A 12970-nucleotide genomic window follows, 5' to 3' on the forward strand; every position below is an offset into this window, starting at 1 on the left:
TACTACGTCATTCGCCGTCGGATCCCCTGGGAAATTTCGGATCGTGCTATACGGACCGTTGGGAGTGGATCGTCTACGTGGCAGTAATCGAAGTTCGGCATCTCATAACACGAAAGCAGAACCTCCTTTATAGCTGCAGAAAGCGGTGGACGACCGACGATTGATGAATCGTCGCGGACGATGCTCGTGAGATATTCCAACTCACCGGTCATGTAATGCGTTCCGACACCGACCTCGTAGCCCGGTTCGATCGAGTCGGTGTTGCCGATCACCTGAAGCCAGTACCAGTACGGGAAATCCGCACCTGCAGCCGTCGCACATGTAAGTGATTGCCACATTCGAGGATTGATTTCGACGAGTTTGAATTCACCAGTTGTCGCATCTTTAATGTATTCGATACACGCGAGTCCATGCCATTCGAGTTCATCGAGGATCGCTCGACCCGCTGTTTCTAAGCTCGGAATCTCGACGGATTCACGGTATACACCACCACCACCGGTATACGAATCCCCGCGAATCTGTCGATGCTGAAACGTCGCGAGCGGTTTACCGTGGTCGTAGAGCGCACCGAATACGTACTCGTCCGTTCCATCGATGTACTCTTGAACGATCGGGACATGGTCCATTGCTTCGCACGTTGTCGCGATATCGAGTGACTCGTTCGACGGGACGTGCTGTACCGACTTGACGATCGACGACTCGGATGGCTCATACGAGTCGATGTACTCGTCGACGAGCAGGTTGTATCGCGATTTGACGACCCGATCGACCTCCCATTCGGTGGCTTCGTCCAGTAGACGTGTCTCCGGCACTGGTACCCCTGTGCGCTCTGCAATATCCATCAACTGCTTTCGATCATGGACTCTCTTCAATGTCTCAAGTGGCGGGACGACGAGGCTAACGTACCGATCGAATTCGTCGTGATACTTCGAGAGGACGTATGTATCCTGTGGACGATGTGGAATAATCGTGTGCACATCCGGACGGGCAGCGATTCCTAGAAGTGCGTCCTTGTACGCCAGTATTTCGTACGAGGGCGGAACTCGTACGACTTCTTCGCAAAATCGGGATGCGGCAACCGGAAGGTGTTCATCTGCTACTGCGACGATTGTTCGTATGTTTGCCCGGGTAAGTGACCGTACCGATGCATACCCATGTGGATACCGTGAAGCGGGTATCACAACCCCATTTGGTTCGTCTCTATTCACCCCTTCGTTAGTCGTTCTCATGCTATTCCTCCGGTATAGGAGAAGATAGGCTCTCCAATTTGTCTTTTGTCCCCTGGACGAATTCTTGAGGGCATCGTCAAATGGCTGGTAGATGTATCCCTCTACTCAAAGACGACGAAAACCATGGGCAGATAATTGAGATTGCACCCTCGCTCAACACGAATCGACTATCCACGAACTCACAGCGATCGAAAAATCTTACCTCCAAAGCGTTACTCCAGGGATGCGAACTAACTACGATCTGATTGAACTGGCTTCCAACAGGATGACGGAGTAACCCCAACTGAGTGAGGTGCTTATCAATTATCTCGGAGTTAAGTACTCAAGCTATTCAACCAGCTCCAGTCATGACCTCCCTACCACTGCAGGCCGAAAACGCCCGTGACCATTTCGATAAGTGTGACAATGACTGATAGCGCATACTCTCCTCGCTAGTTGGAAGGTGAATGTTGAAGACAGGGTACGTGCTTACTCGCTCAAAATGTGTGGACCTTGAAGTATAGACGAAGGAGGAGAGAGGCGGAAGACAGTGGATGTCTGCAGATTGGTCAAAATCATGTCCACTGCAAGCACGGGACTGGCGTCGAAATCGTAACGAAAGACGGCCCCTTGATGTGTTCCCGTCGAAAGAGAACACCGATGAGACGGACGACGACGAGTGTGAGACAACAGAGTGCTCTTGTGATTGCCTGAATGGCGTTCCACGCTGGCCGTGCATACGTGCAGGTCGCAAGGAACTACCGAACTAACCACCGCTTCAGCTGTTTTTATCCATGGCACGCCAAGTGACGGTCTCCGATATCACTGACCAGCGAACGCTCACCGAAAGCGCGAATGCTGCGACCGACGATACTCTCGAGTCACCGACGGCCCTCCTCGACCGAGCACAGCAACACGCAACGAACGTCGCCGCCGAGCACTTCCCGGATCTGCCGGTCAAAACGATCAACTGGGAGGTTTCACACCAAGCCCAACGACAGGCGAGGGTCACGAGGTACGACCCTGCAACAGAGGCAATCACGATTGCACTGACCTGGACGGTCGACGAACACCACGGCTGGGAGCAATTCAGTGGAACCGTCCGGCACGAACTCATCCACGCCTGGCAGTACCACGAGTTCGGTGAGGCAGATCACGGCGCAACATTCACTCGCTGGACGGACCGCCTCGATACTTCGCAACACTGCGAACGCTTCACCACGCCCAAGTGGTGGCTCGTCTGCAAGGACTGCGGTGGTCGGATTCCACGGTATCGACGCTCGAAAACCGTCCCCAACCCGGAGCAGTACAGCTGTAGCAAGTGCTGTGGTTCACTCCGTTGTAAGTCGAGCAACTGCACGGTCGATATCGATGTCCATGAGCGAAACGACAGCCCACGGAGAGACAAACGACTCTCGATTCAGTGTGCCCGCCTCGAATTCGTTCGCTAGTGAGAGCCCTTCGGGATACTCCTTCGTCGTAATCCCAAGCGCGATGTACTGTTGCCCGGCAAACGGATGGTCCTGCCCGCTGATAATCAAATACGGCCGTCGAGGTGTATTTCCAAACGGATCAGAAGCAACGACTACGGCACCACGGTCATACATCACTCCTCCCCCGTCGAAGAGCTCTCTTGTTCCTGCTCGTCAAGATCCGGAAGATCATCGTCCCAGTCTGGATTCTCGTCGTAGTAGTCGCCCTCGAACTGCATCGCAACCGTCTCTAATCCGATGAGGCTTGCCGTGTGAGCATCGTACGCTTCAGGGTTGATTGCCCAGTACTCACCCTTATGCCGGACGAGTCCCCGCGTCTCGAGTCGACTCAGTGTCGTTCCAACACTCCCACGGGGGATATCGAGTTCCTTGGCTAATTCACCAGCACGGTATCCCAGCTCTGGATCCTCGGCAAGGAACTCGAGGATGTACCGTCCATTCGTGTTTTCATTCGGTAGCTCTGTTGGGTGGTAGCTCTCGAAGTCGACGGGCATGTGTAATAGTATGTAATCAGACGTAATAAGACTGCTGTAGTGGACACCACAGGCACGAAACGATACACCAATCACAGTCACCATTGACGACATGACCGGGGAGCTAATGGCCTGTACCTGTCCACATCACGTCCACCACAACGGCTTCTGCAAACACATGGCCGCCGTCGCAATACCGATGAGACACTCAAGACATAATAGTAGCTCTGGTGCTCTCGATCACTTATAAAAGTACCTTACTGCCATGGAACCCAGAACATAGAAGATGATTCCATTAGAGACTGCTAGTTAGGTTCTTTATCGTCCTAAGATGTACCCCCAATCGTTACCCTCTCACCTCAAAAGAAATATTTCGAGAGAATGGTTCATTGAGTATCTATGGATAGCTCCCGCCCTGTTCGTTGCAACCCTGACGTATTGTAGTTATTTAGCTACGCACCAATATCCGGCATTCGGTGGTGGTTTATTCCTTTCAATGGCAGAGCAGATTGCAAAGCACGGATACCAATTCCCTCGAATAGTGCCTCAGTACACAGCAAACGGAGTCCCGTTTGCTTATCCACCGTTGATGTTCTATTGTCTTGCCGTTCTTCATGGCATCTTCCATGTAGATCTCTTCACACTGACGCGCTATCTTCCAGGAGTAATTACTATCGCGAGTTTATTCCCGTTTTACCTGTTTAGCAAAGAGTTGCTTCAATCTCCTCAACGGGCAGGAATTGCGAGTTTTATCCTTGCGACTACACCTGTGTTCATTCGATGGCACTTTTCGGCTGGCGGTGTTGTTCGAGCGCCCGCTTTCCTGTTCTCACTCGCTGGATTATATACAGCATTGCGTCTGTGTAAAACGACATCGTGGCGATGGATCTCACCAACTGTCGTATGGTTCACATTAACTGCACTTACTCATCCAGAGTACACCCTCTTTCTGAGCGTGAGCATTATTGTCTTTACTAGCGTATATGCTCGGACAATTCGTGGATTCACATACAGTCTTCTCGTTGCAATTTGTGGGTTCTTTCTAACCATTCCTTGGTGGGGGAGGATTATTTCGATCTATAGTATCGATAATATCGTCTCGGCATCGAGTACCCATGGTGGCCTTGGTGGTGGGATTACTGTCCTGACTGATTTCGTTCTCACTTCGTCTCATTCTTCCGCAGCTGTCACAACACAGCCGCACTCCTACGGCATCATACTGACCACCTTGTGGTACGCTATTCCGATCATAGGTATTGTTTATCTCATCAGCTCTCGTCGCCTTTTTCTCCCGGGATGGCTCCTTTTTGTCGGTATAATCACTGGAGAACTTCGATTTATTTTCACAGTCGGATCATTAGTGACAGCTGTATTCGTACTTGATGGAGCCATTCCATGGATCACACGGCAATTACAACCGTCACTGTCACGTCAACATGCTCTTACCGCGGTATTATTGATTCTCGCTATTCTCGGAGGGAATATCATGACACTGTATGCTTCCGGCGCCGTTACGGAGTATGGGGGTAGTAATTCGATGCCATCGTTCGTCGACGAACAGGACTACGCGGCGATGCAATGGACACAGCGGAACATCGACCAGTCCTCGGAATTTATTGTCATCGGCGATGCTGCGGAGTGGTTTCCATATTTGGCAAATCGGACGAACGTCGTCGGACCATGGGGGGTAGAGTGGGAACGGAGTCCAGTAGCGTATCAATGGCAATATACGGCCTATCAACGGCTTTCAACGACAACATCTGTGACAGATTTAAACCAGAAAATCGCCCTGACCTCCACGACTCCGGACTATATCTACGTACCAAGGGGGACATACACCGTATACGGACGGAAATATCATCAACAGCGGTCCTTCATGACGGAATTGTATCGTTCGGACGAGTATCGCCGTGTATACCGAAATCGAGGAGTCGTAATTTTCGAACGGACGACGAATTCGTCCACGTAGACGGTGATTCCGATTTTTCCTATTCGATATACGCCATAGTCGACGAGAAAATGCAGAGACACCTCATTGCTCGATCGGTCAGTGGTGTTAGTCGAATATTCGCATAAGATACTGGGTCGTTTGATCGATATCCCATGTGGAGGTAAACCTTTTAATCGCATTCGTTAGTTTTGCCCACGCTTCTGGAGCGATCGCTAGCCCATGACTCATTGATGGAATGTTCGTTTCAGTACCGCGAAACCGAGCGACTTGCTGACGGAACAATGGATCGAACGCTTCTTTTGACACGTCTTTTCTCGCTGGGATGGCGCCCCGAGCCTGTGTGAATTTCTTTTGGGCGTCATGGGATCCAATATATCGTAAAAATTTGGACGTACCCCTATGCGATTGACTGACTTTCGGATACGGAAACAAGATCACACTTAGTAGGAAGTGATCCTGGGTACCAGGGAATACCATATGGCCCCAATCTGTCCCGAAGTGGAACTCATCGTCGGTGATGAATCTCTTGGCGGTCCAGTCTCCCTGATAGAAAAACGCAATGTCTCCATTTCGAAACCGTTTCGCTGCTTGGTGCCAGCTGAGGGGCATAACTGTATCGGAGGATTGTTTGCAATACTGCTTGACTGATTCGAGTGAACTCCTTACCGCATCCTCGTTAGATCGCACATTCCCCCCCACAATGGATCGATGAGTTTGGACTCCGAACTCGCCTAATAGCATCGATTCCCATAGTTCCAAGGTTGACCAGAGAGTTTTCGTCGCGTGCACGATACCGTCTGCCTCGCTATCCTCTTCGATAGTTTCTACAGCGTCCAGCAGCGTTTGTGGATCGTCTACTAATTTTGGATCGATCCCATTGGTTTCCAAAACTTCAATGTTGTAAAATAGGTTGTTGAGCCGGTGAATACTGAATGGGATAGCAACGTACGATCGATCTACTTTCGACAGTTGCCTTACGATCGGTGAAAACGACTCCCATCCCGTTTTGCCAGACCAAAAATCTTCACGAATCTGTGTAAGTGTCCCTGCATCGACATACGTCTGGAGGTTTTTACCACCCCATGTCTGCCACGAGCTGGGAAAGTCGTCGTCGATGATTTGCTTTTTAACTGTCGTTTGCAAATCGCCACCTACTCGTCCACTAATAGTCTGGTCATCCACCTTCAGATCCGAGTGACGTTGCTGAAAGTCATCGAAAAGAACCTGAGCAGCATCCTTTTCAATAGAGGTTGACCATGAGTGTAAAATGTCAAGTGACGTCGGTTGAGTTTGTTGTTCTTCTGTAAAAGTTGGTGTCCGATTTTGTTCTCGAACACTAGAGCAACCCGCAAGACTACTCACTCCTACACCAGTAAAAATCGATTTAAGATAGAAACGACGTGATTGCATAGTTGCTATGTTGTCGTAACTTTTCCTCCATCATATATCGTCTCATCTCTGGATCGGTACTCTGTTGCACTTGGTTGTTGTCGGAAACGACCGCGCTATAAGACCCTCGAACGTACTCAGTAGTGCTTTCTCACTCACTGGCTTAGGTAGCTCTTTGAGTCATTAATGTGTAATCTAAATAAAATTACTGAATCACAATGACACCAATCAGACATCATCAACTGTAATTGTGACTCTTTCGGATTCTTAGGCAAAAATTCTGACTTAGGATGCCTAGTCTGCAAGCATGGCAGCTAGTCTATGCACACGCAGAGGGGTTGGAAGTAGTGGCGATGAGATAGCTATATGGTGTTCTCGTAGCCGATGGTGAACCGATTTCGCAGTTCACCATCCGTCGAAGGATGGTGTGCCTCTGACTTTATTTCGACAGGTCTAGTGATCGGGTTCCCTCGAGCCACGTCAACCAATGAACATTCCAAAAAGACATTTGACCAGCCTCTTATGATCATCTACTCGACTTTGTGCTCCTCTCCACCACCCCTAAGTAACCAACAAACAGAGACCCTCGTCAGATTCTGAACCGACTCAACGTTGGTCATTCGTCAACTAAGGCTTGTGAGACTAAACGAACGAATCACCACATCACGTCTACGAGACGGAACAGAAACACGCCCAGACCGAACAATTTTCCTTCGACATCGATACCCCCGGAATGGTCGAAGTCACCAACGAGAGCCACGAGAACCCCGCAGAGCACCAATACGTCGTCACACTGGACGACGTGACTGAGGAACTGATGGCCTGCACGTGCCCGCATCACGTCCACCGGAACGCCTTTTGCAAGCACATGGCCGCCGTCGAAACCGCAACCAAGGACAGAACACTCGACGCCTTCCCGTCCGAGGACGACGAGTCCGAACTCGAAGACTGCGACTGTGAGGGCCTCGGTGACTTCCCGTGCTGGCCATGCGTGCGAACGGGTCACAAAGAACTGCCGAACTAACCCCGTCTCCTTTTTTCAGTTCTGTCACGCCAAACAACGCTGTCCGATGGCACCCAGCGAACGCTGACCGAGTGTGCGGATACGACTGAACGCGACGACGCACCAACGACTGAGTAGGACCTGCTCGACCGAGTGCACACGCACGCGGCGAACATCGCCGCTGCGCATTTCCCCTCCCTACCTGTTGAAGCGATTGAATGGGAGGTGTTCCACCGGGTGAAACGGCAAGCAGGTGTATAACGGATTAGTCGTCCGAGGGTGTCGCCACCTGCTCCGATTGATGGTTCGTAACATCGATGCCACCAACGAGTTCTCGATATGGATACGGTAGCTCGATTGCCTCGGCATCACAACGTTCTTTCACGGCCTGGACGAATTCCGAGCGAACCTTCGTGAAGTTAGCACGGCTCGGGTTCGCAATCCAAAAGCGTGTTTGGAGCCCCACGTAGAAATCGGCGAGTTCGGTTACCCGAATACTCGTTTCGGGATCGTCCATAATCTCTGGATTCTTATCAGCCTCATCGAGAATCACTTCTTTGGCATGATCAATATCATCGTCATACCCAATACCGAAGACGAATTGCTGGCGGAGTTTATTGTAGGCGACTGGATTTTTTAATGCGTTATTCGCGAGTTCGCTATTTGGAACAGTGATCCGTTCGTTATCGAACGTTCGGATCCGAGAAACGCGCAGGTCGATGTCTTCAACAATACCGACAATGCCGTTGACCTCAATCCAATCACCGACGTCGAACGGTTCATCCTTGAGAATGAAAATTCCCGCCACAAAGTTACTCAAAAGGTCTTGTGAGGCAAACCCGACTGCAAGAGCGATTGCACCAGCGAACACACCGAATGCAGCAATAACGTTGCCAAAGCCAGCAATGGTGAATGCAATCGCAAACGCTAGAATGAGATTGACGACACCCGTGAGACTTTCAGCCAGACTCTTTACGCTTGGATCATGACCTTGCCTGTCTAGTAGTCGTTTAATAAATGGAATGAGAATCGTTTTGCCGAGTAGCCAAGCAACAATGAAGGTGCCAATAAAGAGTACTGTGGGGATGGCGTATTCGGAGACGAGTTGCTGTGTTTCTGGAAGTACCTGATCTGCTTGTCCCTGTAAGAGGATGGTAGTCAGTGCTAGTATCTTCAACCACATGTGTATCTAATTATTAGGATAATCCCATTTCAGCTCAATGGCCGCCGTCGAGAACACGATAAACGACGGGACGCTCGAGGCCTTCTCCTCCAAGGACGACAACAATGCGGAACTGGAAGACTACGACTGTGAGGGCCTCAACGGGTTCCCGTGCTGGCCGTGCGTACGAACGGGATGGACAGAACTGCCGAACTAACCCCTGCCCCACCTTGATACTATTTCTGCGACCGCGATTTGTGGTCGCCTCATAATCGGGACCAGATTCGTTGAGACTACTCTTTTCCCTTTGTAGCTTGTTTCTACCTCGTATGAGCAAAGTCTGTACGTACTGTGGGAGTGACGTGCATGCACATGAGCCCGTCTATGTCGACGAAGAACGAGAGGGAGAACGAACCGCTGTCGGACAGTTCTGTAATTATACGTGTCTCGCCCGGTGCATCGAGGAGAACGAACTCGAGACTGGCGCATGCTGCCAACTCGATCTCGCCTAACCACTGATGCTGTATCTCTTCTCAGAAACCGATAACACTCCTCGGCACCGATGAGCCTGCTCGACCAGGTATGAATACATACTCCAGGAAAGCAGATTCGTTCATTTTATTTCACAATTTTATATTGTGGCCAAAAGCTATCTAACGCCACCGCTGGTAGCCTCCGTCTCGCCCATGACTGACCAACCTCGCTCCAGCCGACGAACCGCACTCAAACTCACCGGTAGTGCCCTCACAGCAACGACTCTCGCTGGTTGTACTAGCAGTCTACCAGGCAGTGGTGAGAGCAAGCAAGAAGGCGAGTCGAAGGAGAAGAGCAACAGTAGAAACAAGCAAAAAGGCAAAGAGATCCGTCTCGGTGCAAAACAAAGCGGGTGGCAAGGACGCGCTCCTAAGTCCATCAAGGGCAAGAAAAACCCGACACTCACACTCCAACCTGGCCAGAAGTACACCCTCACCTGGGAGAATCTCGACGGCAAAGAACACGAACTCTACATCGTCAATAACAAGGACAACCCGGTTATTAAAAGCGAAGACGCTGAAGAAAAAGGCAAGACCGTGAGCACAACCTTTACCGCTTCGAAAAAGATGGTTCAGTACTACTGTGAGTATCACCCGCAATCAATGCGAGGCAATATCAAACTTCAGCAAAAACAGTAGCCGTAGTTGCTCCCATCAAGTCCACCGCAATCCTTTTTGTATTCACCCATGAGTTGTCTCATATGTTCGAATTCATACGAGACAACACGTCGGAACTGCGGCGGATCACTTCGTTTGGCACTGTCTAGATAAGGACGAGCAGGTTGAAGAGTTAGTGATTCATGCTACTCTCAAACCTGCTCAAAAAGAGTTTAGAGACGGCTACGCTTGAATGTTGGGAGCGTGAGCGGACGGCGACGCCCGTTAGGGCGTTCGCCGTCCGGCTTCACGCGACCGGTTGTTCGCTCAGGGAAACAAAATCGATTCTTGCGCTCCTCGGCGTAAAACGTTCGCATCAAGCGATTTTTCAATGGGTTCATCGGGTATCTGACAGCGTTTCCGACCCGCCGTCGGCGCTGCCGACGGCGGGTCGCGGTCGACGAAACCGCTGTCAAAATCAGTGGCGAATGGTCTTGGGTGTACGCTGCAATAGACACTGAAACAAAACTGCTGCTCGGTATCGATGTATTTGATCAGCATGGCACTGATCAAGCGGCTGCGTTTCTGTCTGGATTGGCCGAGAAACACGATCTCTCGGACGCCGTGTTTCTCGTTGATGGCTATGGATATCGGACTGCCCTCTTTCGGATCGGGTTGAGCGGTCGGCTCGACGACACCGAGCGAAACCTGATCGAAAAGTGGTTTCACACGCTCAAGCAGCGGATCGACCGCTTCCATACGTCGTGGGTGGGCAGTCGGCCGAGCGTCCAGCGGTGGCTTGAACAGTTTGTGCATTACTATAACCATCAGCGACCGCATCAATCGCTCAACAACCGAACGCCTGTCGAAGAGGAGCTAAACTAGACAGTGCCCTTCGTTTCTTTTCATCACGCTCGCATTCGGTTTGCTTGCCTACGACTACTGGGCGGCACACGGCTTAGGCGATGCGATGCTTGTCTTTGTAGCAGGTTGTGGGTTTCTAGCCCTGCTCGTTTCCCTCCCTGTCATAGTTCGGTCTTTTTCTTCGCTCTCTGCCAACAAGCAGTAACTTAAACCTCACTTAGAAGCGATACACGACAGACGACCCCGATGATGACGAGTTGAGCGGTGATTCCTCGGATGACACTGAATTGGACGAGAGCGAAAGCTCGGGAAGCGATGACTCTGGATATTCTGATTCCATCAACTCATCCACCGAAGAGGATTCCCAAGAGGACTGCTGACACAGCCAGTCGATACCCCTCTTTTCATGACCGACAGATCACGGCGACGGTTTCTTACATCGGCCATCACGAGTTTCGGTCTGCTTGCTGAATAATCCTATTATACGAGAAACCAGAACCGACATGACAACTCCCACCTCCACTGAATCTATGTCAAAAACCGTCAACGAACTCCGCAACGAAATTCGACAGGCTGTCGGGAGACACGAACGGATTGAATCGACGTCTTTCACCAAAGAAGCCCTTGCAGCAATTTGTGCGGCTGTCAACTACGATATCGACACAAACAATCTCCCATCCAAACCCCAGATGCGGGCTGGAATCCTCTGGAAAATCGGCGAACTGGACGACGATAACCCAGACCAAACGTCAAACGCGTTCCGAAAGGCAGAGCTCGAAGCGATTGCAGCTGCGCTACAAGACAACGAGTGACTTCGAACTTCCTCACGCCAATAACAGTAGTATAGACAGTTCAATCCACCAGATCTGCTAACCAGAATTCGTATTCACCGTCGGTAGTGCCATTTGCATTCTCTCGGATGGGAATCCCGGCCCGTAAGATGGACCTCAAAGGCATGACAGCGGGATCATGCCCCCGTGTGGGCCGGAATTCGTGATGTTGCGGATTGGATGATAGTTGGGTAGCCGCTGTGAACTGCGTTTACAGCTACCCTGTCGAGAGATCGTGTCTCTAACTTCACTTCGTCAGGTGTAGTGGCCGAGTTTCCTCGAGCCAACCCAATCGATGAACTCACCGGAAAAAGACATTCTGACCAGTCTCTCAAAACCAAACTCCAACAGTAATTTCTACGGTACTAATCGATCAAGGTCTCATCGGCTAACCGACGTTCTCATTCAAGCTCTTTCGCACTCTCACTCGACACAAGAATTTCATTGACTACCCTCTGCACATCGCCATTGCTTAGCGCTCTCCCACAAGTAGTAACTCATTTATTCAAACCGAAATAATCACTTGACGAGCGAGGGTTGCCAAGCTAGGCCAACGGCGGTGGGCTTAAGACCCGCTCGTGTAGACGTCCATGGGTTCGAATCCCATCCCTCGCATCCATCTTCACACTTAACCCGAGATATCCCTGGGAGCCCAGGTCACCTTGACAGACGCCTCTGCCATATCAACGGTGTCTTGAGTTACTAGTCACTTGTGACGCCCAATGCAACAGGGTGCACAAATGCCAGACGACACAGATGATCCAGAAACAACCCCACCGACTGACGCGCTAACCGAGCTTCCACCAAGTGCGAAATTGGTTGTCAAGGTGCTCGAATATAATGACGATGGACTTACACAGGGTGAGCTCACCGATAAAACCTTACTCTCACCCCGGACAGTTCGCTATGCGCTCACGCGACTCGAAGATCACGATCTTGTCGACTCACGTTTCTTTTTTGCTGATGCGCGAAAACGCTGTTATTCTCTTTCCTTCGAGTAAGGACGGATATCCGACGTGAAAGTAACAGTTCTACGCAATCAACTAGGCTAGACCCCATTTCTCATTGTCGAACTCCAAATTATCCCGATTAACACAATTGACTCTTTTGAAATTGATCGCCTCGAAGGAAGTGGAGTGGAGCGAGGGGGTGGATCAGGGTGATGGCGCCAAATCCGGTGATGTCAAAGCACCCTCGCTACATGTTATCATTCAACATGGATTGTTAAATGCTTTGTGGCGCGGTTAAAATGAGCTAAAATTCCCACAAACTGAACTAGGGCTACCCCTCCAGCAACGATGAACTCACCACGAAGCGCTACAAGAGGCCTGTCGGCAGTCAATTACGGTGCCAAGCCAGAAAACTGCGACTATCTTGATTGTTCATCTTGCTTGAAGTGCGCGTTTGGAGGGAGTCGGATTAGCCCACACTGCATTCACAAGAGCGCTAATTCAAACGCTACACGGT

11 protein-coding genes, 1 tRNA gene and 1 pseudogene are annotated in these 12970 nt (G+C 50.7%); 9 read left to right on the plus strand and 4 right to left on the minus strand.

The window, feature by feature from the left end:
- Positions 1-2: 2 nt before the first annotated feature.
- Positions 3-812, minus strand: coding sequence for a hypothetical protein (locus tag ACGYLY_RS19120; RefSeq protein ID WP_395284206.1), 810 nt, complete (start codon positions 810-812; stop codon positions 3-5).
- A gap of 1190 nt (positions 813-2002) precedes the next feature.
- On the opposite strand from ACGYLY_RS19120, the gene ACGYLY_RS19125 reads away from it, so the two are divergent.
- Positions 2003-2659: a SprT-like domain-containing protein gene (locus ACGYLY_RS19125; RefSeq protein WP_395284205.1), complete on the plus strand. Its 657-nt coding sequence runs from the start codon at positions 2003-2005 to the stop codon at positions 2657-2659.
- Between the two features lie 155 nt (positions 2660-2814).
- Here ACGYLY_RS19125 and ACGYLY_RS19130 read toward each other — a convergent pair whose 3' ends face one another.
- Positions 2815-3195 (minus strand): MarR family transcriptional regulator, encoded by a 381-nt coding sequence (locus ACGYLY_RS19130; protein WP_395284204.1) that lies wholly within the window; start codon positions 3193-3195, stop codon positions 2815-2817.
- Positions 3196-3670: 475 nt separating this feature from the next.
- On the opposite strand from ACGYLY_RS19130, the gene ACGYLY_RS19135 reads away from it, so the two are divergent.
- On the plus strand, positions 3671-5143 hold the full coding sequence (locus ACGYLY_RS19135; RefSeq protein ID WP_395284203.1) for an ArnT family glycosyltransferase: 1473 nt from the start codon (positions 3671-3673) through the stop codon (positions 5141-5143).
- Between the two features lie 87 nt (positions 5144-5230).
- Here ACGYLY_RS19135 and ACGYLY_RS19140 read toward each other — a convergent pair whose 3' ends face one another.
- Positions 5231-6535: an ABC transporter substrate-binding protein gene (locus ACGYLY_RS19140; protein WP_395284202.1), complete on the minus strand. Its 1305-nt coding sequence runs from the start codon at positions 6533-6535 to the stop codon at positions 5231-5233.
- A 712-nt stretch (positions 6536-7247) separates the two neighbouring features.
- On the opposite strand from ACGYLY_RS19140, the gene ACGYLY_RS19145 reads away from it, so the two are divergent.
- A complete protein-coding gene (locus ACGYLY_RS19145; RefSeq protein WP_395284201.1) occupies positions 7248-7538 on the plus strand; it encodes an SWIM zinc finger family protein in 291 nt (96 codons plus the stop codon).
- A 244-nt stretch (positions 7539-7782) separates the two neighbouring features.
- Here ACGYLY_RS19145 and ACGYLY_RS19150 read toward each other — a convergent pair whose 3' ends face one another.
- Positions 7783-8700 carry a mechanosensitive ion channel family protein gene (locus ACGYLY_RS19150; RefSeq protein ID WP_395284200.1) on the minus strand — a complete coding sequence of 306 codons (918 nt, stop codon included), beginning with the start codon at positions 8698-8700 and terminating at the stop codon, positions 7783-7785.
- Between the two features lie 37 nt (positions 8701-8737).
- Between ACGYLY_RS19150 and ACGYLY_RS19155 the strand changes: the two genes are divergently transcribed.
- From ACGYLY_RS19155 to ACGYLY_RS19180, 6 genes and pseudogenes are all read left to right on the plus strand, one after another.
- A complete protein-coding gene (locus ACGYLY_RS19155) occupies positions 8738-8896 on the plus strand; it encodes a hypothetical protein (protein WP_395284199.1) in 159 nt (52 codons plus the stop codon).
- Between the two features lie 469 nt (positions 8897-9365).
- Positions 9366-9851: a plastocyanin/azurin family copper-binding protein gene (locus tag ACGYLY_RS19160; RefSeq protein ID WP_395284198.1), complete on the plus strand. Its 486-nt coding sequence runs from the start codon at positions 9366-9368 to the stop codon at positions 9849-9851.
- Between the two features lie 161 nt (positions 9852-10012).
- A pseudogene (locus ACGYLY_RS19165) lies at positions 10013-10694 on the plus strand (IS6 family transposase).
- 509 nt (positions 10695-11203) lie between these two features.
- Entirely contained in the window at positions 11204-11485 is a 282-nt protein-coding gene (locus ACGYLY_RS19170; RefSeq protein WP_395284918.1) for a hypothetical protein, read from the plus strand.
- A 548-nt stretch (positions 11486-12033) separates the two neighbouring features.
- A tRNA-Leu gene (locus ACGYLY_RS19175) sits at positions 12034-12118 on the plus strand.
- A gap of 125 nt (positions 12119-12243) precedes the next feature.
- Entirely contained in the window at positions 12244-12504 is a 261-nt protein-coding gene (locus ACGYLY_RS19180) for a helix-turn-helix transcriptional regulator (protein ID WP_395284917.1), read from the plus strand.
- The last annotated feature ends 466 nt before the right edge of the window (positions 12505-12970 follow it).

Source organism: Haladaptatus sp. CMAA 1909 (genome assembly GCF_043952005.1).
In the GTDB taxonomy this organism is placed as follows: Archaea; Halobacteriota; Halobacteria; order Halobacteriales; family Haladaptataceae; genus Haladaptatus.